The sequence below is a fragment of the Citreicoccus inhibens genome (assembly GCF_019039035.1).
GTDB classification, from domain to species: Bacteria; Myxococcota; Myxococcia; order Myxococcales; family Myxococcaceae; genus Citreicoccus; species Citreicoccus inhibens.
Genome location: NZ_JAHNZT010000029.1, coordinates 75,671 through 95,927, shown reverse-complemented (window position 1 = coordinate 95,927; position 20,257 = coordinate 75,671). Strand labels below are relative to the sequence as shown.

The window sequence follows — 20,257 nt, the reverse complement described above, 5'->3', positions numbered from 1 at the left end:
GAAGGGGTGTGCCCGTGACGAAGGTGCGCAAGGTGAACAAGGCGGATCCGCTGGCGGACCTGCCCAGGTGGGCGCAGCAACTCGCTCGCAAGTACTACACGAAGACGGTCAGCACCTTCCTCCTCTACGGCGCGGTGCGAGACCTCCAGCCGCTGATGCTGGAGGACGGTAGCCGCGGCTTCGGTACGCTCAAGACGTTCCTCTCCGAGGAACTCTTCGGCGGGCGTGACCATGTCCTCTTCTACGACCGTTCGTCCGGCATCCGCTCTGCTTCGCCCGAGACGCAGAAGGACCTGCAGCGGGCCATGGCCGGCTACGACGCGATGTACGGCACGGACTTCTCCAAGGTGCTGCCGCGAGACCCAGGTCGCGCGCTGCAGATTCTGGAGAACTACCTGCGCATGCGGCTGAGCGAAGGCCGCTCGATGGCGCTCGTCATCGACTTCGCGGAGACGCTGGTCCCTGGTGGCGAGATGAGCCACCTGTCCGCGGAGGACCGCTTCGTGGTGGCCACGTTGGACAAGTGGGCGCACGACCCGCAGTTCCTCGCGGGAGACGTGTCCGTGGTGCTGCTGGCCGAGAACCTGGCGGACATGTCGCCGCGGATCAGCCGCAATCCGTACGTGGCGCCCATTGAGTTGCCGCTGCCCACCGAGGACGAGCGCCTGGACTACGTGCGCTCCAAGCTGGAGGGCAAGCGCCTCCAGTCGCTCTCGGATGTGCCGCTGGCCGGACTCGCGAAGATGACCGCGGGTCTGTCGCGCATCAATCTGGATCGCATCCTCACCGAGGCCCTCGAGCGTGAAGTGCGCATCACGCCCGAGCTGCTGAAGGAGAAGAAGAAGGAGATGATCCAGGCGGAGTGCCATGGCCTCCTGGAGTTCATCGAGCCGGCGCACACGCTCGACGCCGTGGCGGGCCATGGCCGGGCCAAGCAGATGCTTCGGCAGGCCGCCCAGGCCCTGAAGAAGGGGCGCCTGGAGGTGATGCCCATGGGCTATCTGCTCAGCGGCCCCGTGGGTACGGGCAAGACGTTCATGGTGAGCTGCTTCGCCGGAGAGATTGGTATCCCGGTGGTGAAGTTCCTGAACTTCCGAAGCCAGTGGCAGGGCGTCACCGAGGCCAACCTCGAGAAGATCTTCAACCTGCTCAAGGCGCTGTGGCCCGTGGCGGTGATGATCGACGAGGCGGACACCTTCCTCGGCAACCGCGACTCGGGGGGCGACTCGGGCACGAGCAGCCGTATCTTCGGCTCCATCGCGTCCTTCATGGGCAACACGCAGTACCGCGGGAAGATCGTCTGGTTCCTCATGACCGCGCGGCCGGACCTGCTTCCCATCGACCTCAAGCGCCAGGGTCGTGCCGAGGAGCACATCGCGCTCTTCTATCCGCAGACGGATGCCGAGCGAGACGACCTCTTCAAGGTGATGAGCAAGAAGACGGGCGTGTCGGTGGAGGGCATCGAGTCGTTCTCGTCCTTCATCCCCAAAGAGGTCCGGGCCTTCAGTGGCGCGGACATCGAGGCGGTGATGGTCCGCTCGAAGTTCCATGCGCTCGCGGACGGTCGCGAGCAGGTGACGCAGGACGACCTCAAGGCCGTGCTCGCGGACTTCGTGCCGCCCAGCTATCCGCTGGAGATCGAACTCCAGAATCTGGTGGCCGTGCAGGAGTGCACCAGCCGCGAGCTGCTCCCGGAGAACTTCCGAACCCTGGACCGGGACTTCATCAGTCGTCGCGTCCGTGAGCTGAAGATGCTCCTGGAGGAGCAGTAATCGCCTCACGACACGGACACCGGGACGCCGAGGTTCGGGTCGTCCACCGTCTCCACCACGGCCACGCGGTCGCCAACCGAGAGCGCGTCGTACAGCGCGACGATGTGCTCGTTCGCGTGGCGCACGCATCCATGTGACACGTCCCCACCCAGCAGGGCGGGGGCGCTCGTTCCATGCAGCTCCTCGCCCGAGTGGCGGCCATTGGCCCATGACAGGTCGAGGATGCGCACGCCAAACACATGGCGGTCGTTCCACAGGCGCGCGCCCGCGGCCTCTGCCGCCACTTGATCCAACTTCGCGCGCACGACCTTGAGGCCGCGGTGCGTGGGCGTGTTCACCGTCCCCGCGGCATTGGGGAAGATGTCGAGCAGCTTGCCCTCAGGGTCGAACAGGAACGTGCGGTGTTCGCGCAAGGCCACCACCACGCGCACGGGCTGCCCGTCATAGAGAGGGACGGGGACGTGTTGGGATTGGCCGCGCGTCCCTCGGGCTGGCGCGAGTGCATCCAACGCGCGCAGGGTGGTGGTGTCCAGCGCGCCCGTGGAGCGCAGGTCGGGGAACATGGAGCGCGCGTGGATCTGGAAGTTGCGCAGTGCGCGAGTCGTGTCCGCGCCATGGACGCCATCCGCGCCGTTCAGCAGCGCGAAGCCCATGTCCAGCAGTGCCGCCTGAACCGCGCGCACGCCCTCTCCGCGAGTCCCCGGACCCAACACCTGTCCCCCCGCCACGACGTCCGCGAGTTGCGGCAATCCCGTGAAGCGAGCGTGTTCGAGGGGGGCGGCGACAGGGGAGGGGAGTCCAGCCGCGGGTGGCGCATCGAGCGGTTCGCGAGCGGGCCAGGGCTGCGTCGTGATGCGTGGTGCGTCGAGTGTCGCGGTGCTGGGCGGAGGCTGCGAGGGGGGACGCCGTGCTGCGTGTGTCGTGGCGACAGCGTGGCGAGGGGTCCAACCGAGGGGCGCGGCGATGGTCTCCGCGCGAGACGCAGGGGGCTCGGATGTCTTCGTGTCGAGACGGGCATCCCGCGGACTGGAGTCTCTTCGAGACGGGATGTTGCCCGGAGCGGGCTCGGCCGGCGCGGCTGCGTCCGTGAAGCCCGTCGGAGACGGCGAACTGGTGCGAGAGAGCGAGGTGAGCATGCCCTCGCCCACTGCAAGGACGTGACCGGGCGTCAGCGCCGAGCCACGTCCTGTCTCACGCCACCGTCTACTCCGCGCTCAAGTGCAGCAGCTTCCCGGTGGGCACCGTGCGGTGGTCCTTGATGTGGTTCCACCGCATGATGTCCTCCACCGTCACGCCGTACCGCTGCGACACGGACCAGAGCGTCTCGCCCTCGGCCAGCGTGTGCACCTTCTTGTTGCCACCCTGCGGCGCCTGGCTGGCCACGTTGGACGCGACCACGACGGTGCCCGAGCTCGTGGCGGCCTTCGCCACGGTCGCGCCGCTGGGTGCTGCCTGCGGCGACCAGATGAAGAGCTGAGTGCCCACGGACAGCGTCCGATTGCGACGCGGCAGGTTGTTCCACTTCTTCAGGTCATCCACCGACACCTGGAAGCGATTGGCGATGAGCCAGAGGCTGTCGCCCTCCGCCACGCCGTACGTCACGCGAGACTTGCCGTTGATGGTCTCGGTCTTGGTGGGGCCCACCGCGACGGGGGCCTTGGGCGTGCCAGCGGGGACTTCGTCCTCGGGCCGCATCGCCACCACGCCGCTGCGCCGAGCCTGCGCCACCTTGCTGGCCAGCGCGCCGCCCGCGTCGCCACTGCCACCGCGGCCCGTGGGCACTGGAATCACCAGCTCCGTGTTGAGCTTCAGCGTGCGCATGCCCTTCAGCCGATTCATCTGCAGGATGGCCTCGGGCGCGCTGCCGTACTTCAAGGCAATCTGAGACAGCGTGTCGCCGCGCTTCACCTTGTGCACGCGATACGTCAGGCGATCGATGGGCGATAGCTTCTGGATGTTCTCCGCGAAGCGAGGCCCGCTGCCCTTGGGGAGTCGCAGCATGTAGGGCTGCCTGGTGCTCGTGGGCGGCGTGCACCAGCGGCGCAGCTCGGGGTTGAGGTCCTGCACGTCCTTCACGCTCACGCCCGCCGCGCGCGCCACCACGTCCAGGTCCGTGGCGTCCGGCAGCTTCACCTCATCGTACTCCAGCGCGGACTCGTACTCGAACTCCTCCTCGGAGAATCCGAACGCGGTGGGGTTCTTCGCGACGAGCGCCGCGGCGATGAGCTTGGGCACGTAGTGCTTCGTCTCCTTCGCGAGCCCCTTCTCCTCGGAGATGGCCCAGAAGTCGTTCGTGCCCAGGCGCTCCATCATCCGACGCACGCGCCCGGAGCCGGTGTTGTAGCCCGCCCACGCCAGGTACCAGTGGCCCAGCTCGCCGTAGAGGTCCTTCAGGTACTGCGCCGCCGCGCGCGTGGCCTTGACTGGATCCCTGCGCTCATCCACCCAGAAGTCCTGGCGCAGGCCGTACTGCTTGCCCGTGCTGGAGATGAACTGCCACGGCCCCGCCGCGTGCGCCCAGGAGTAGGCATTGGTCGAGAACCCACTCTCGATCATCGACAGGTATACGAGGTCCCGAGGCAGGCCCTCCTTCTCCAGGATGGGCTGCATCACCGGCAGGTAGCGCGTGGACCGCGACATCCACTTGCAGAACCAGCGCCGGCCCGGCCCCTGGAAGAACTCGATGTACTGCGCCACCAGTGGCTGCATCTCCACCGGGATGTCGTAGCGGTCCTTCACCTGCCCGACGTCGAAGCGCGAGAGGTCGGTGATGAGCGGCAGGTCTGGAGGCGTGTCGTCCTCGCGGAAGGTGGCCTCCTCCAGCGCGTCCAGCATCCGCATGCGCAGCGGGTTGGCCAGGCCCAGACGGCGCAGGGACTGCATCACCTCGGCGCTCGGGCGCGCGCCTGGATCCAGCGAGGCACCTTCCAACGCGCGCAGCTCCTCCATCTCCGCGGACTCTGACTCGACCTCTTCGCTCTCGCCCGAGGCTTCGGACTCCAGCTCCTCCGCCTGCGGCGCGGCCACCGCGGGCGGCTCCACCGCGTGCGTGCCCGGAGGCGATGACGGCGCTCCGGCCTCCAAGGGAGGAACCGAGGCCAGGGCGAGCAGGAGCAGGCAGAGAGGCGACATGAGAGCGCTGAGAATAAGGGCCTAGAAGCAGGCGAAGGCCGCAGTATTCGCGCTTTTTCTTGACAGTCAAACTACGAGTCGCCGGGTATGCCCGAGGTGCGGACGCTCCGTGTGCGCAGGCGTCAGGGCGTGGACGGGCGCTTCGCTGGCTGGCCGACGTCCAGCGGCTTCCCGTGCCCCGGGCCGAGGATGCGCGGCAGGTAGGTCGCGAAGTCGAAGTGAGGCGAGTTCTCGGGGTTGTGGCAGGTCAGGCACGCCTCGCGCCCCGGCGTGGCCACGATGGTGGTGGGCCCCGGATTCTCCACGTGCAGCGAGCCTGGGCCGTGGCAGCTCTCGCAGCCCACGTTCTCGCGGCCCATCACTTTGTCGAGCCGGCACACGCCGCCTGGACGCTGCCAGCCCGTGACGTGACAGCCCACGCAATTGAGGTGGTACTGCTTGCCCGCCTGCTCCAGCGTCCCCCACGCGTGGCTGTGGAGGGTCTTCTCCCAGACGGCGTACGCCTCGGCGTGGCACTCGCGGCACGTCTGGGTACCCACGAACGCGGCCTGACCCTGCTGCGGTGCGGGGCACTCCTCGCCGTGCTCCTTCGCCCAGGCCAGGTTCATCTTCCCCACGTCCGAGTCGTAGGACGTCACCAGCGCCTGCGCGGCTGGCGCGGTGGGAAGGCTGGGATCCAACGGGAGGAAGCGCAGCGTGAAGCCGTTGCCCTCGTTGGTGGGAATGGGAGGCGCGGTGAGCAGGGCTTGCTTGCGCTGAGCCAATTCATCGCGCTTGCCCTGCTTGAGTGCTTTCAAGCGCGGGTCCACGCCCGGCAGGTTGATGTCCTTGTCCAGGAGCGCCATGCGCTGCTCCAGCGCGGACACCTCGCGGTCCGTGTCGTCCTGTGCGCGCAGGGGGGAGAAGGGCCCGCGCGTGGGCGAATACGTGAGGTCGATGCGCAGCAACGAGCGGCCCTTGCTCTGGAGCGCCACGACGGGCACGGCGGCGCGCACGCGCTTGTTCTCCTCGCCGCTGAACTCCGAGGCGGTGTGCGTGGCCACGACCACGTTCGCCGCGAGTCCGGGCAGCTCCGCCGCGGCCTGGGCGACCTCCACGGTCGTGTGCAGCAGGCCCACCACGAAGTCCGCCCCCTCGCCACGGGCGCGCGTGCTCAAAGCGACCAATTGCTCACCGGAGGTCGCGGACACCACGCCGACCTTGCGAGCCCCCGCGTCGAGCAACTTCACCTGTCCGGCCGGCAGCTCGGGCAGGTGCAGCGACTGACGGAAGGCCGCGCCGCGCGCGTCATCCAGCTCGCCCACCGCGCGCACGGACAGGCCCATCAGCTTCATGGCCTCCGCCAGCGCGCGGGCCTTGCGCTCTTCCTGGGGCACCTGGCCCGGCGGGAACGTGGACTCGCCGAAGAGGCTGTCGCCGCCGTCCACGTAGAGGACCGGGAGGGAGCCCGCGCGCGCATCCAGAATCTGCTGGGCCGCGCGACCGATACCGCCGCGCATGTTCTCACTGCATCCGCAGGGACCCAGATAGCCCCGCATGTCCGCGGACAGGAACAGGATGGCCCCGGTCGAGTCGTGGGCGGGAGCGGCGGTCTTGGGTTCGGTCTCGGCGGGCCTCGGCTCCTTGCGCATGCAGGCCGGGAGGACCGCGAGCAGCAGCGCCGCGAGGACCGAGGCGCGCATCACCAGAGGATGCTCTGCACCAACTCGTCGATCTTCTCGCCCATCGCCTCCAGGCCGTTCACCTTGGAGAGCGAGCCATCCGCGCCGACCTGCTCGGCCAGCTTGGACAGCTCATCATCGGGGAGGCTGGAGAACAGGACGATGGGGATGTCCTGCGTGCCGTATTCGTTCTTGAGGGTGCGGCAGATGTCCGTGCCCTTGGCCTCGGGCATGTGGATGTCCGTGAGGATGAGGTCCGGGCGCCAGCTCTGCAGCGTCTTCTCGAACTCCATCAGGGTCGACGTGGCGACGACCTCGTAGCCCCGCGCCTCGAGGACGGCCTTCTCCATCGCGAGGGTGATCTCGCTGTCGTCAATCAGGAGGATTCTTCGCTTCTCGGACACGGCACCCTTCCTTGCCCTCGGGTTCTAGCCTACCGAAACCCGGTGCACCAATGTCTTTCCCGTCCGCCCGTCCGCCCCTGGTGGGAGCAGCGCCATCTTTGACAGGCAAGACAGGTGAAAAGGAGTAAGGAAGTTCGTCATGACGCACCGTTCCCGCAGGGGCCTGGCGGCCCTCCTTGTCGCGTGGACCTTGGCGTGGGCCTGGCCCGCTGGGGCGCTCGATGCCGGCCTGGGGGCCGTGCCCATCGGCGTCGAGCGGCAGAACCCGCATGACGCCGTGCGAGGCTTCCTGGAGGCCGCGCACCGGGGCGACTACGCCCGGGCCGCCTTCTACCTGGACCTCGACTACCTGCCTCGGGCCGAGCAATCCACGCGCGGCTTCCAACTCGCCCGCCGTCTGAAGTTCGTCCTGGACCGCAAGCTGCCGGTGGACCTGTCCAACCTGTCCAAGGCGCCGGAAGGGGACCCCGCGGACCCCCGCTTCGATTCGCTGGGGGCGCTCCCGTTGAAGGGCGCCACCGTTCCCATCCGCCTGCAGCGCGTTGCGTCGGATGCCGGGCCCGTCTGGGTGTTCAGTGAATCCACGATGAAGACCGTGGACGAGCTGTTCGATGAATACGGCCCGCTGTTCGCCGAGACCTTGCCGCCGCTGTTCTTCGAGGGCACGTGGCTGGGGCTCGAGCCCTGGCAGTGGTTGGGGTTGGTGGTGACGGTGCTGGGTGGCCTGGCCCTGTCGCTGGTGCTGGAGCGCTTGATGCTCGCGCTCGGGCTGCGGGTGGCGCGCTGGACGCGCATCGAATGGGACGACGAACTGGTGGCCGCGGGCCAAGGGCCGCTGCGACTGCCGTTCTTCGCGGGCCTGCTGGCGGCGGGCTCGTCCTTCCTCTTGCTCCCGCGCCCGGTCCAACTGCTGTGCGACCGGGTGAGCTACTCGCTCGTCATCATCGCGGTCGCGTGGTTCATCCTGCGCTTCCTGCGCGTGTCCGAGGCCTTCGTCCAGGGCCGCGTGACGTCGGAGACGGGCGACGTGGGGCGGGCCCGCTCGCTGCGCACGCAACTGGCCGTGCTGCGCCGGGTCTTCGAGGTCGCCACCTACGTGGTCGGCGCGGCGCTCTTGCTGATGCAGTTCGAGGTGGTGCGAAACGTCGGCGTGTCCCTCCTGGCCTCCGCCGGAATCGCCGGCCTCGTCATCGGTCTGGCGGCGCAGAAGTCCATCTCCACGCTGCTGGCCGGCATCCAGCTGTCCATCACCCAGCCCATCCGCATCGGGGACCAGGTCGTCATCGAGGGAGAGTTCGGCACGGTGGAGGAAATCACGCTGACCTACGTCGTGCTCCGCATCTGGGACCAACGGCGCATGGTCATCCCCATCACCCAGTTCCTCGACAAGCCCTTCCAGAACTGGAGCAAGTCGACCCCCGAGTTGCTGGGCGTCGTCACGCTCCAGGTGGATTATTTCGCGGACATTGATGCGCTGCGGGTGGAGCTGCGGCGCATCCTGGAGAACGAGGCGCGGCATGCGTGGGACGGCCGCGTGCAGACGCTCGTGGTGCTGGACGTGCAGGACAAGACGCTGACCCTCCGGGCGCTGGTGAGCGCGGCCAACCCGGACCGGGTGAGCGAGCTGCGCTTCCTGGTCCGCGAGCGGCTGGTGGTCTTCCTGCGCGCGCGGCCCCAGTGGCTGCCTACCCTCCGTACCGAGACCCGGCCCGCCCCGTCGCTTCCCGACCCGGCGCCAGTTCCCCCATTGGCGGGACCTCGGGACTGACGGGGCGCGCGCACGCGCCGCTTGCGCCCTTGTTCGCGGCGCGTTGAATATCCCGCCGTGCCGCGCCGTCCACGCGCGCCGTGAAGTCGCACCCACTGCTTCGGGAGTCCAAGAGATGAAGCGTCATGCCAGGTTGTGCGGAGCCCTCGCGCTGCTGGCCGCCGCCGTGCCACTGACCGCCGGGGCCCAGTCCCGCGGCCGGACTGACGGGCCCGAGGAGTCCGAGTACGGCAAGGGCGGATACGGTGACAACCGCCGGGGCCTGTCCCTCCAACTGGACTGGGGCGCGGCCATCAACTCGGTGAAGCCCCCCCGTGGCGCTCCCGAGGGGCCGCCGCTCTTCGTCGGCGCCACCCTGTCGCTCTGGGGCGATGACTGGTACCAGCTCGATGCGAGCGCGGCCTATGTCTTCGACGGCGGTCGCTTCATCGGGATGATCGGCCCCACCTTCCGCACCTGGGGGTGGCCGCTGACCTTCACGGCGGGCCTCAAGGCGGGCGCCATCGTGAGCCCCAAGGGAGACGGCCTGCGCTTCGGCATCTCTCCCCAGGTGGGCGCCGAGTTCCTCCTCGGAGACTCGGAACGCATCGTGCTCGGGTTGCACTACTCCCCGGACATCCCCATCGGCGGCGACGGAGTGACCCACCGGCTGTACATGAACGTCGGATACCGGTTCTAACGCCATGATCGCCCACCTCCTCGCCGCCACCCTCGCGCTGGCCGCCGGTCAGGCTCCCCGTGCCACTCCCGCCGCGCGGGGAGGCCCGCAGCCGGCCCTGCCATTCCCCACCGGGGATGTGCAGACCTACAACATCATCCAGTGGGACCCGAACCAGCTCCCGCGCCTCTATGAGCGCTCGGAACAGCTGCCCCTCTCGGACGAGGAGCTGACGAAGCTGTCCCAGGCGGGCTTCGAGCCTGCCCAGCTCGTGAAGATGATTGAAGAGCGCCGCTGCGCCTGCGACGCGAGCGCGGACGGCCTCATCCGCTTGAAGAAGGCGGGCGTGGACAAGAACGTGCTGGCCGCGGTGTCGCTGCACTCGCTGCCGCCCAACCGGGCGCTCGATCTGCTGGTCACCCTCGACTTCACCGGCGAGGGGCGCACCGCGCGCGAGGCGTTCCTCTACTTCTTCGTGGATGACGGGGACCTCACCCGCGTGTTCACCGCCAACCTTCCGGAGCTGCTTCAGCGGCAGAACTCGCACGAGACGATGGTGGACCGCAGCGACATCCTCATCGCGCACACCGTGCGCCGCATCCAGCTCGCGGGCAACGTGCCGCTCAAGACGTATGGTCCGCACCGGGTGATGGTGGCCGCCAGCGCCAATCCCACGCTCACCCATCCGTCCCAGCTCACCCCGGCCGAGCGCGCGAAGTCCCAGACGTACACCTTCGACTATCCGCGGGGCTCGTTGCAGAGCCTCTGCCGGCTGACGGCCGGCTACCGCCGCGACGCGGTGCTCTCGTTCAAGTGGAACTTCGAGGGCAGCCGTTTCGAATGCGAATGGAACTAGGAGTCATGTGCCCATGAACACCCGCCTGCTGTTGTCCGCCCTCGTCGCCGCCTCGCTGACTGGCTGCTATGCCGGCCCGCGCGCCTTCACGCGTGGAACCTACGAGGACCCCAACACCATCGAGATGCTGTCGGATCGCTTCAACGAGAACGACCTGCAGCTCATCGCGAAGAAGATGGCCGAGTCCCTGGCCAACTCGCCGCGCTTCGTCCAGCCGCCCGCCCCCGGTCAGGTGCTCCCCATCGTGCTGGTGGGCAAGCTGAAGAACAGCACCAGCGAGCACATCGACATGCGGTCGCTGGGCGACAAGATCCAGACGGCGCTGGCGCAGACGGGGCGCTTCGCCATCGTGGATCAGCAGGCCCGCCAGGACATCGCCGAGGAGTACGAGTACCAGCAGTCCGGCTATGTCGACCCGAACGCGGCGAAGGGCCCGGGCCATCAGGCGTCCGTGGACTTCCTGATGACGGGCGACCTGGCCTCCATCGTCCAGGAGGTCGGCCGTGACAAGCTCGTCTATTACAAGATGACGGCGAAGCTGAACGACGTGCACACCGGCACCCTCGCCTGGACGGACGAGAAGCAGATCCGCAAGAAGTTCGAGAAGCGGGGGGTGAGCTGGTAGTCCCGGCCACCACGTCGATGGACTCACTGTCCTGGAGTCGCCGGCGCCCGCTGGGGCGGGGGGCGCTCGTGTTCGCGAGCCTCCTGCTCCTGAGCGGCTGTGCCACGGACTACGTCGCGCGCACGCAGGTCTCGCGGGTGGCGTACCAGTCCGAGGACTATGCCCGGGCGCTCACCGCGCTGGAGACCGAGGCGCAGCAAGCACCGCCGCAGGACCGCCTGCTGCTCCTGCTCGACAAGGGCATGGTGCAGCACGCGTCCGGACGGTGGGCGGACAGCATCGCCACGCTGACGGAGGCGGACCGGCTGAGCGGTGAGCTGGATGCGGTGTCCGTGCGCGAGGAGGCCATGACGCTCGTGAGCAACGAGCGTCAGCGCGCCTACTCCGGTGAGGACTTCGAGAAGCTGATGATCTCCGTCCTCCAGGCCCTGAACTACGCGGAGCTGGGCCGGGATGAGGACGCGCTCGTGGAGGTGCGGCGGGTCAACGAGCGCCTGGAGAAGATGATTGTCGATGAGAAGAAGCCCTACGAGCAGCTCGCCATCGCGCGCTACCTCGGCGGCGTGCTCTGGGAGGACCAGCACGACTGGGACGCGGCTTACATCGACTACGCCAAGGCGCTCGAGTTGCAGCCCCGGCTGGACACGCTCGTGGAGCCGCTGCTTCGGCTGGCGAAGAAGACCGGGCGCGATGACGCCTACGCGGAGCTGACCGCGAAGTACCCCAACGTCGTCCATCCCCCCATGGCGCCGGGCGAGGCCCAGGTGGTGGTGGTGGTGGAAGCGGGGCTGGCCCCGGAGAAGACCTCCACGTCACGCGACTACGGTACCTCGGGCGACCTCATCGAGGTCCCCGTGTACCGGGACCGAGGGCGGGCGCCGCGCATCCAGGTCCGACTGGCGGAGCAGTCCGCGCGGGCCGTGGCGGTGACGTCCCTGGCGGATGTGGCCAAGGTGCACCTCAATGACCGCATTGGCCGGATGCTGGCGAAGCAGCTGGCCGGGGCCATGGTGAAGGCGGGGCTGGCCGCGGGGGTCGGGGCGCTGACCAAGAGCAAGGAAGTGGGGATCCTGGCGTTCCTCCTGCTCAACGCGGGCAACGCGCCGGACCTGCGCTCCTGGTTGTCCCTCCCGGCCGAGTTCCAGGTGGCGCGCTTCCGAGTCCCCGCTGGCAAGCACACGGTCGAGGTCTCCTCCGGAGGGCGGGTGACCACCCACGAGGTGGAGGTCAGCCCGGGCCGCGTGGGGTTGGTGGTCGTGCGCCGCTACTGAGTCCGGGATTTTGGAGTAGGGTGCGCGCCCCATGTCGTCGGTCGTTGCCGTGGTGGTCCTCTATTCCTGCATCATCGTGTGCGGCTCGCTTGCCGGCGCGACGGTGGTCATCTTCAACGAGCGGCCCACCCGGCTGGTGACGTTCCTGGCCTTCGCGGCGGGCGTCATGTTCGGGGCCGCCTTCTTCCACATGCTCCCGGAGGCGTACCACGGGGGCGGTTGGTGGGCCTTCGCCATGGTGCCGGCGGGGTTCGTCTTCGTGCTCGTGTTGGAGCGCTACCTCGTGGCGCACGCCTGCGAGGAGCCGCCCGACTGCACCGAGCATGTCCACGGTCATGCCCTGGGCCTCACCGCGTTCCTCGGGCTCTCCACGCACACGCTGTTCGACGGCATCGCGCTGGGCTCGGCGGTGAAGGAGGGCGTGGGGATGATGGCGCTCATCGCCATCACCGCGCACAAGATTCCCTCGTCGCTGTCGCTCGCTTCCATCCTCCAGTCGGAGGGCAAGAAGCGCGGCCCCATCCTCCTGTACGCGGTGATGTACGGGCTCATGGTGCCGGTGGGCGCGGCCGTGTACTTCGGCTTCGACGCGGTCCTGAAGTTCCAGTCACTCGCGCCGCGCGCGCTCGCGTTCTCCGCGGGCACGTTCCTCTACATCGCGGTGTCGGACCTGCTGCCGCATGTCAACCGCCATGGCCGCGACAAGCCTGGACGCAACCTGGTTGCATTGGCAGCGGGGTTGCTGGTGATGCTTGCCCTCGCGCAGGTGACGGGCGGCATCGAGCACTGACGCTGTGGTCCAGGGGGCGTGCCGAGCGCCCGTCCGCCCGGCTGGCTTTGGCTGCGCCAGCGCTCCCCACGACGCACCATCCCGCATGCGGGCCTGTGCCATGGCGCAGGGCCCGAACTGGGAGGCCGCACCATGCTGCTCACCGTGGGGGACTTGATGTCCCGTGACGTCGTCACGCTGGATGAGTCGGATGGCCTGCTGCGCGGGGATGACCTGCTCAAGCTCAATCACATCCGGCATCTGCCCGTGGTGAGGGATGGGCAATTGGTGGGGCTCGTCAGCCATCGGGACCTCATTCGTGCGCTCGCGCGCCGCGCGGCGAACCCCACGGGGCCCATCCTGGGCGTCGCGGACATCATGACGCGCGAGTTGGACACCGTGCGCGAGGACCTCCCCGTGCGCGACGCCATCCACCACCTGTTGGACGAACGCTTCGGCTGTCTGTTGGTGGTGGATGAGTCGGGGCAGTTGGTGGGCATCGTCACCGAGTCCGACTTCATGCGGCTGGCGGCGCGGCTGCTGGACCGGGAGGCCCATTCGAGCGCGGGGGCTTCGCCGCCCATGCACTGAGGCGTGGCCGCCCTGCGTGGTGGAAGGGCGCCGCGCGACGGCAAAGTCCTTGGGGATTCGCCGCGGGTGCCGGAGGATGCGCGCGCCCTCGCGGCGCCCGCCCATGGAACGACGCAACGACTGGTATGAGCATCCGGAATACTACGAAGCCATCTTCGGCACGGACACCGAGCGCGAAGTGGACTTCCTCCTCGCGCTCAGCGCCAAGCACGGCACGGGCGGCAAGCAGTGGCTGGAGCCCGCCTGCGGCGCGGGCCGTCTCGTGGCCGCCGCCGCGGCGCGAGGACTCAAGGTCGCGGGCTATGACATCTCGGAGACGATGCTCGCCCACGCGCGCGAGCGGCTCACGCCCGCGCAGCGCCGCCGCGTGAAGCTGCGCGCCTCGCGCATGGAGTCCTTCGCCGAGCCGTCGTTGGAGGGACGCGTGGACCTGGCGCACAACCTCGTCTCCACCTTCCGCTACCTCGACAGCGAGGCCGCCGCGGTCGAGCACCTCTCCGGCACGCGCAAGCTGCTGCGGCCCGAGGGCATCTACGTGCTGGGCTTCCACCTGTCCGAGTACGAGCGAACCACCCCGGAGCATGAGCGCTGGGTGGGGCGTGTGGGCCGCGACTCGGTGGTCTGCAACACGCACGAGGGATTGCCGGACCGGCGCCTGCGTCGCTCGCCCATGCGCAACCGCCTGCGCGTCACGGGACCGGGCAAGGACTGGCTCATCGAGACGACGTGGTTCTTCCGCACCTACGACGGCGCCCAGGCCCAGCGCCTGTTCCGCGCCTCGGGCATGCGCGTGCTGGCCACCTACGACTTCGACTACCGCATCGACGAGCCCCTGGGCCGAGGCAGCCCCCGACTCGATCGCGTGTTCGTCCTCCAGCCGGCGCCTGACGCGGCGCTTCCTCGTCGCCCGTCACGCCGCGCGAAGCGCTGACCCGCATTCCACGCGGGTCTTGTTTCACCGATGGTCCCTGTTTTGCTCGGTGCGAGCGGGCAGGGCGTGTCAGGGGCCCCGGGCGGGGTGAGGTGGCGTGGATGCGTGCGGCGCGGACGCGGCGGCGTTCGGCTGGAACGCAGGACGCCCGTTCATTCCGTCCTGGCGCCTGGAATCTCGCGTGAATGCACGCTGGCACAAAGGCCGCATGGTGGAGCCGTGCACGCCGTGGTTGGGCGTGAACGCAGTCCTGAAGAAGCCTGAGCGCGGAAGGAGGGGCCGCTCCTTCCGCGCTCTTCATCTCCGCTACACTGCCCGGCCGGATCGGACCTGCCCCCTGAAGAGGCGTGGCACGGCGTCCGGACGGAGGTGAGTGGGATGCGAGACGAGATGGCCCAGTTGATGGCCGCGCTCAGGGATGCCAGGGACTTCGAGACGGCTGCGACCGCCACGCTGCGTCGCATGCTGGAGGTGGCCGAGGACGCCGTCGCCACCAGCCGTTACGCGGGGCGCGCGCGCGTGCTTCGAGGCATTGTCCACCTGCGGCAAGGGGAAGTGTATCGGCGCCTCGCGGCGCTGGATGTGGGCGCGTCGGAGATTGCGGACGCGGGGGTGGGCACACCGTTCTTCACCTCGGCGACGGCATGGCGTGCGGTCATGGAGCACCGCAGCGCGGTGTCCATTGACGTCAACGTGGGGACGGTTCAACCCCATGCGCCGGACGCGCCGGTGACGGGCGACCCAGGGCTGGTGGGCTTCCACAGCACGGAGAGCCGGCAGCGCTTCCTCGGGCGCCACGCGTCGCACGTGTGTGTGCTGCCGCTGCGCACGCCTGGCGGCATGGCGGGGATGATTTCCCTGGAGGCGGATTGCCTGGCCGCGATGGGCCAGGAGTTCGTCTGGCGCGGCATCGGTGAGCGCTTGCAGTTGCTCGGCGACGTGGCGGCGCCGTACCTCACGGGCCTGCCGCAGCGCCCGGTGGCCACGCCCCAGGTGGACGAGTTCCTGCCCGTGGTGGGCCGCTCCATGGCGGAGCTGTTGCCCATCCTTCGCGTCTTCGCGCTCCAGGACGAGACCATCCTCATCAGCGGCGCCACGGGCGCGGGCAAGTCGCGGCTGGCGCGCTGGTGCCATGAGCGCTCCAGTCGTCGAGGCAAGCCCTTCGAGACGTTGGACCTGGTGACCGTGCCGGAAGACCTTCAGATGGCCGAGCTGTTCGGTTGGAAGAAGGGGGCCTTCACGGGCGCGGTGCGCGATGCCCCGGGCAGCGTGGCGCGCTCAGAGGGCGGCACGCTGTTCATCGATGAAATCGACAAGCTGTCGCTCAAGGCGCAGGCGGGTCTGCTGCACCTCTTGGAGTCGCGCAGCTATCGGCCGCTGGGGGAGGGCACGGGCGAGCGGCTCGCGGACGTGCGCTTCATCATCGGCACGAACGCGGACCTGCACGCGGAGGTGCGCGCGGGCCGCTTCCGCGAGGACCTCTACTACCGCGTCAACGTGTTGCCGGTGCGCATGCCCGCGCTCCAGGAGCGCCAGGACGAGATTCCCATGTGGGCGCGCTACATGGTCAACCGGCGCCACCGGGAGCGCCAGCCCGAGGGCCATGCGCGGCTGACTCCGGAGACCGAGCGGCTCCTCGTGGCGAGCTCATGGCCCGGCAACCTGCGGCAGCTCGACAACATCGTGCGGCGCGCCTACACGCTCGCGATGGTGGAGCACGCGGGCGCGTCGGGTGAGCTGGTGCTGGAGGAGCGGCATGTGGCGAGGGCGCTCGACTACGAGCAGGCGCCCGCGGGCCGGCCCATTCCCGAGGCCCTCCGCGCCGCCGCGCAGGCCTTCGTCTCCGAGGCGCGGCGCCGCAACGCCCCACTCGACCTGGACCTCGCGGACGCCTTCCGAGGGCTCGTACTGGCCATGGCCATCCGACAGGTGGGGCGCGATGAAGCGTTCCGCCTGTTGGGGCGCGAGAGCCTGGTGAAGAACCGCAACCACCACAAGGCGCTCAAGCGCGAGCTGGAGAAGGTGGACGCGCTCTACAAGGCGCTCGGTGAGGACTCCTCGCCCTTCCTGGACTTGCTCAACTCGGAGGGCGAGGAAGCCGCCTGACGCCTTCGGTGCGTCAGTGCACCGCGTCTCCCAGGGGCTTGCGGTCCTCATCCCGCAAGCCCACCAGCACGCTGGTGCCGCTCTCCGCCACGCGCAGCTCGCCGTACTTCGCGTGCTCGTAGCGGTCGGCATGTCCCTCCTGGAAGAAGAAGGCCTCGGCGCCCAGCCGCACCCGGTTGTCTCGGATGCGGTAGCGCAGGCGGAACTCTCCGGGGGCCAACGGCACGTCCGCCGAATCGAAGCGGACGAACTGGCCCACGCCATCCGAGTCCAGGCGCAAGACGAGGTTGCCGTCGCGCGGGCGGCCCTCGTTGTCCCAGCCTTGGTCCGCGCTGATGGCGTAGTTGAGCTGCATGTAGTCGCCCTGCATCAGCGAGCGCGGATCCACGGGCGCGAGCCGCAGCAACACGGGCTGACCACTCGCGACCACGGCCTCCTTCTGCGCCACCAACACGAGCGCGGAGCCGAGCACCAGCGCCAACCCACCCAGGATGAACGGTCCACGCATCACTGCACCTCGGTCGTCAGGGTGGGGGCGCGCCGGAGCAGCAACTGCCGGGCGCCGAGCAACACGAAGCCGCTGCCCAACAGCGCGAGTGACTTGGCGAGCAGGCTCAACTCGAGGTCGTAGTAGTAGGCCGAGCCGAAGCAGAGCAGGAACACCACCGCCAGCCCGAGCGTCGCGGTGTCGCGCCGGTGGAAGCCCAGCAGCAGGATGCCCACGGCGGTGATGATGCCGGGCGTGTGGAGCGTCATCCCGGCGAGCAGGACGAGGGTCCCCGTGAAGAGCCAGGCCGCGGGGCTCAACGGGTTCATGTCCTGGTCCTTCAGGATGCACCAGCCCGCCGCGCACACCATCGCGGTCATGCCCACCGTGACGAGCACGGCCTCCTTGGGGCCCCACGGCATCTCGCCGAACTGCTTCTCCACGTGCACGAAGCCCCAGCAGAAGAGCAGGTACCCCACCACGGTGCACACGAGCCCGAGCGACACGGGGCGGAGCCACGGCGCCCAAAGCCCGCGCGCGAGCGCCGGTTGAAAGATGAACATCGCGAACATCATCCCCGCACAGGCGAGCATCCCCAGCGCCACTCCCCACGAGCCGAAGGCCTCGTAGGCCAGCACGGCCGCGGCGCTCGTGATGCCGAGCGTGGCCATGAAGCGCATGATCATGTCCGGGTAGAGCCAGAGCAGTCCGCCGCAGATCGCGACCTGCACCATCGCGACGGTGACGTGGACCTTCGCGCTCTCAATTCCGAGCAACTCCGCGCAGCCCGCCTCCATGCTGATTGCGCCCGTGAGGCACAGCGCGAGCGCGAGCTGTTCCAGGAACGGACCGGAGCCCGTGCGCCGCAGGAGGATGGTGCTCACCACGAGCAGGAACCCCACGCCGCAGAGGGCCTCGTCGTTCTTGGCGAGGCCCACGCACACGAAGAAGCTGATCATGAACAGCGCGGCCAGCCACGCGCCCGCGCCCATCATGGCCCTGATGAACCAGGGCGTCGCGACGTTCGCCTTCTGATACGTGGCCATGACCTGTCGCGACCGCTGCGCGACGTCGTCATCCACCCGCCCCTCCGCGCCGAGCCGCGTGAGGACTTCGTTCAGGGTCATTCGCAGCGCCATATCAGCCTTCCTCCGTGGCGCCCGTGGCCTGGGCCTCGTGGCGCAACCACAAGACCGTCAGTCCCAACTCGAGGATGATCAGCAAGGGCATGATGAAGAGGGCCACCGCATCCGAGGTGTGCCACTGCTTGTCGAGCACGTAGCCCGCTCCGGTCGTCACCAAGGTCATGGCGCACACCGAGGCCACGGTGAGCATGAACAGCTCCCCGCGCAGCTTGCGGTGCAGCGCGTAGGCCGCCGCCATGCACGCGAGCACGAAGAGCAGGGACAGTCCGTTGTTCCAGCCTCGATGCGAGGTGTCGATGATGAAGGCCACCGCGGCGCCCAAGGGCGCGGCCACGGTCATCACCGCGAGGAGCCTCGGCATCCATCGCCCCTGGAGCCAGCTCACGCCCGCGTGGGCGAAGTGCTCATGCGTGGCGCACGCCAGTCCGTTGAGCAGCCCGAGCCCCAGCGCCAGCCAGCCGAAGGTGTGATCATACGAGTCCATCCGCTGCTCCCAGAAGAGCACCGTGCCCGTGTTCACCAGCGCGAGCAGCAGCAGCCAGAGCGGCGCGAAGCGCGAGAGCGCGACCCACGGGAGGATGAGCACGCTCCATCCGATGAACAGCTCATAGGGGTCCGCGCCCGTCTGATAGATCTGGCCGTAGACGGCGAGCAGCGGACCCACCAGCACCGCCGAGGCGAGCAGCGCCATCTGTCCGGGCAGCCGCGTCCCCAGCTTCCAGGCGCCCAGCGACGTGCCCGCGATGGCCGCGCTGATCAACCCGAGCTTCGCGAAGCGATGCAGGGCCGCCCAGTTGTAAGCGAAGAAGTAGATGACCCCGGCGAGCACGAGCAGCGCGCCCAGCGACAGCAACGCGCGCGCGAGGAACGTCTGCCACGCGTCGCGCGGCGGAGAGGTCAGGGTCAGGTCCAGCGCGCGCTCACGCGCCGACGCGGAGAGCACTCCCGCATCGGCCAGGGCGCTCAGTCGCTCGGGGGTGGCTTGTAACTCAAGCAAGTCGTTGGGCACGGACGGCAATGTACCGGAAGTCGTGCGGGCGCCTCAGGCGTCCGGCTCGCCTGACTGCTGACACTGTCTGCGGCGTCCCCGTGCGCGGGTTCAGGACTCGGGCGGGGCCGCGCCCGCGAGGAAGGCCTTCAGCTCGGGGAGCAGCAGCTCGGGACGCTCCAAATGCGGACTGTGTCCGGCGTCCAGCTTCAGCAGGCGCACCTGGGGCAGGCGCCGCGCCGCCTCCTCGGCCAGGGGAGGGGGCAGCGTCTCATCCCGCTCGCCCCAGGCGAGGAGCACGGGCGCGGTCACCTCGGCGAGTCGCTCGCGCCGATGGAAGACGGGGCCGGTCAGCGGCACCAACGTGCCGAAGGCCTTCGCGGCCTCGGGTCTGCCCGCGCGCGGAGCGAGCAACTCGTAGCCGAGCGCACCCAGGCGCTGGCCCAGGGGCGTTGGTGGGGGCGGCAGCATCCGGTCCAGGGCCCACGGGCCCAGGTTGCGCGCGAGTCGTTCTGGCCCCGCCCGGAAGAACCAACGCGAGGCGCGGCCCATCTCGGGACCCAGGCCCATGGCGTCCACGAGCGCCAGGCGGGACACCGCCAGCCGGCCTCGCAGGGCGAGTTCCAGCGCCACCAGCCCCCCCAGCGAGTGGCCCACCAGCGCCATGGGACCCTCGACGAGGGTGGCCAGGCCTTCTTCCACGGGCTCGGTGAAGAAGCGCACGCCGTCCTCGGGCGTGCGGGGCGTGGCCTCCGGGGGCGGGGACTGGCCAAAGCCGGGCAGGTCCACGGCGAGGACCCGGTGCCCTCGGGCCAGGGCCGTCAGGAAGGTGAACCACATCGTCGCCGCGTGCCCTCTCCCGTGCAGGAGCACCACCGGCGGCCCCTCGCCACCCTCCAGGACGCGCAGGGCGCCCCCCCCGGGCAACCAGTGGACGCGAGGGGTGAGCGCGGGCGCGAACTGGGCCAGGAGGCCGGCCTCGACGGGGCCCACGGGCGGCGTTCGGCCCTCGGCGCCTTGCTTCCAGGCGGGCTCCCAGCGCGGCGGAAGCGACGTCGAGCGGGGGGAGGGGGGACGGGACATGGCGCGTTCC

The 20,257-nt window shown here is 69.2% G+C and carries 18 protein-coding genes; 10 read left to right on the top strand and 8 right to left on the bottom strand.

The features are described 5' to 3' along the window. Positions 1-14 precede the first annotated feature (14 nt). Positions 15-1,772 (top strand): ATP-binding protein, encoded by a 1,758-nt coding sequence (locus KRR26_RS27165; protein ID WP_120203313.1) that lies wholly within the window; start codon positions 15-17, stop codon positions 1,770-1,772. A 5-nt stretch (positions 1,773-1,777) separates the two neighbouring features. Here KRR26_RS27165 and KRR26_RS37020 read toward each other — a convergent pair whose 3' ends face one another. From KRR26_RS37020 to KRR26_RS27145, 4 genes are all read right to left on the bottom strand, one after another. Further along, positions 1,778-2,455, bottom strand: coding sequence for a L,D-transpeptidase family protein (locus KRR26_RS37020; protein WP_328707222.1), 678 nt, complete (start codon positions 2,453-2,455; stop codon positions 1,778-1,780). Positions 2,456-2,975: 520 nt separating this feature from the next. Next, positions 2,976-4,904, bottom strand: a complete 1,929-nt coding sequence (locus KRR26_RS27155; protein ID WP_120202609.1) for a LysM peptidoglycan-binding domain-containing protein — start codon at positions 4,902-4,904, stop codon at positions 2,976-2,978. 122 nt (positions 4,905-5,026) lie between these two features. Further along, on the bottom strand, positions 5,027-6,586 hold the full coding sequence (locus KRR26_RS27150; protein WP_217081216.1) for a multiheme c-type cytochrome: 1,560 nt from the start codon (positions 6,584-6,586) through the stop codon (positions 5,027-5,029). Then, the gene (locus KRR26_RS27145) at positions 6,586-6,969 is read right to left on the bottom strand and encodes a response regulator (protein WP_120202605.1); all 384 of its coding nucleotides are present in this window, start codon (positions 6,967-6,969) and stop codon (positions 6,586-6,588) included. The genes KRR26_RS27150 and KRR26_RS27145 overlap by 1 nt, the downstream gene beginning before the upstream one ends. 139 nt (positions 6,970-7,108) lie before the next feature. Between KRR26_RS27145 and KRR26_RS27140 the strand changes: the two genes are divergently transcribed. The 9 genes from KRR26_RS27140 to KRR26_RS27100 all read left to right on the top strand — a co-directional run bounded on the left by KRR26_RS27140 (position 7,109) and on the right by KRR26_RS27100 (position 16,544). Beyond that, a complete protein-coding gene (locus KRR26_RS27140; protein WP_120202603.1) occupies positions 7,109-8,737 on the top strand; it encodes a mechanosensitive ion channel family protein in 1,629 nt (542 codons plus the stop codon). Positions 8,738-8,852: 115 nt separating this feature from the next. Continuing rightward, positions 8,853-9,416, top strand: coding sequence for a hypothetical protein (locus KRR26_RS27135; protein ID WP_120202601.1), 564 nt, complete (start codon positions 8,853-8,855; stop codon positions 9,414-9,416). Positions 9,417-9,420: 4 nt separating this feature from the next. After that, positions 9,421-10,251, top strand: a complete 831-nt coding sequence (locus KRR26_RS27130; protein WP_217081215.1) for a hypothetical protein — start codon at positions 9,421-9,423, stop codon at positions 10,249-10,251. 13 nt (positions 10,252-10,264) lie between these two features. Continuing rightward, a complete protein-coding gene (gene lpoB / locus KRR26_RS27125) occupies positions 10,265-10,876 on the top strand; it encodes a penicillin-binding protein activator LpoB (protein ID WP_120202598.1) in 612 nt (203 codons plus the stop codon). Between the two features lie 17 nt (positions 10,877-10,893). Beyond that, positions 10,894-12,147: a COG3014 family protein gene (locus KRR26_RS27120; RefSeq protein ID WP_217081214.1), complete on the top strand. Its 1,254-nt coding sequence runs from the start codon at positions 10,894-10,896 to the stop codon at positions 12,145-12,147. 31 nt (positions 12,148-12,178) lie between these two features. Next, on the top strand, positions 12,179-12,937 hold the full coding sequence (locus KRR26_RS27115; RefSeq protein ID WP_217081213.1) for a ZIP family metal transporter: 759 nt from the start codon (positions 12,179-12,181) through the stop codon (positions 12,935-12,937). A 132-nt stretch (positions 12,938-13,069) separates the two neighbouring features. Further along, entirely contained in the window at positions 13,070-13,507 is a 438-nt protein-coding gene (locus KRR26_RS27110; RefSeq protein WP_233576654.1) for a CBS domain-containing protein, read from the top strand. A 103-nt stretch (positions 13,508-13,610) separates the two neighbouring features. Next, the gene (locus KRR26_RS27105) at positions 13,611-14,438 is read left to right on the top strand and encodes a methyltransferase domain-containing protein (RefSeq protein WP_120203308.1); all 828 of its coding nucleotides are present in this window, start codon (positions 13,611-13,613) and stop codon (positions 14,436-14,438) included. Between the two features lie 378 nt (positions 14,439-14,816). Further along, the gene (locus KRR26_RS27100; protein ID WP_120202592.1) at positions 14,817-16,544 is read left to right on the top strand and encodes a sigma-54-dependent transcriptional regulator; all 1,728 of its coding nucleotides are present in this window, start codon (positions 14,817-14,819) and stop codon (positions 16,542-16,544) included. Positions 16,545-16,557: 13 nt separating this feature from the next. Here the strand turns inward: KRR26_RS27100 and KRR26_RS27095 are convergent, their stop codons facing one another. The 4 genes from KRR26_RS27095 to KRR26_RS27080 all read right to left on the bottom strand — a co-directional run bounded on the left by KRR26_RS27095 (position 16,558) and on the right by KRR26_RS27080 (position 20,247). Continuing rightward, the gene (locus KRR26_RS27095) at positions 16,558-17,052 is read right to left on the bottom strand and encodes a GDYXXLXY domain-containing protein (protein ID WP_217081212.1); all 495 of its coding nucleotides are present in this window, start codon (positions 17,050-17,052) and stop codon (positions 16,558-16,560) included. Then, a complete protein-coding gene (locus KRR26_RS27090; protein ID WP_217081211.1) occupies positions 17,052-18,170 on the bottom strand; it encodes a DUF4401 domain-containing protein in 1,119 nt (372 codons plus the stop codon). Before KRR26_RS27090 ends, KRR26_RS27095 begins: the two co-directional genes overlap by 1 nt. Before the next feature lies 1 nt (position 18,171). Next, positions 18,172-19,185, bottom strand: a complete 1,014-nt coding sequence (locus tag KRR26_RS27085) for a DUF2157 domain-containing protein (RefSeq protein WP_120202587.1) — start codon at positions 19,183-19,185, stop codon at positions 18,172-18,174. A 90-nt stretch (positions 19,186-19,275) separates the two neighbouring features. Further along, positions 19,276-20,247: an alpha/beta fold hydrolase gene (locus KRR26_RS27080; RefSeq protein WP_217081210.1), complete on the bottom strand. Its 972-nt coding sequence runs from the start codon at positions 20,245-20,247 to the stop codon at positions 19,276-19,278. Between the last annotated feature and the right edge of the window lie 10 nt (positions 20,248-20,257).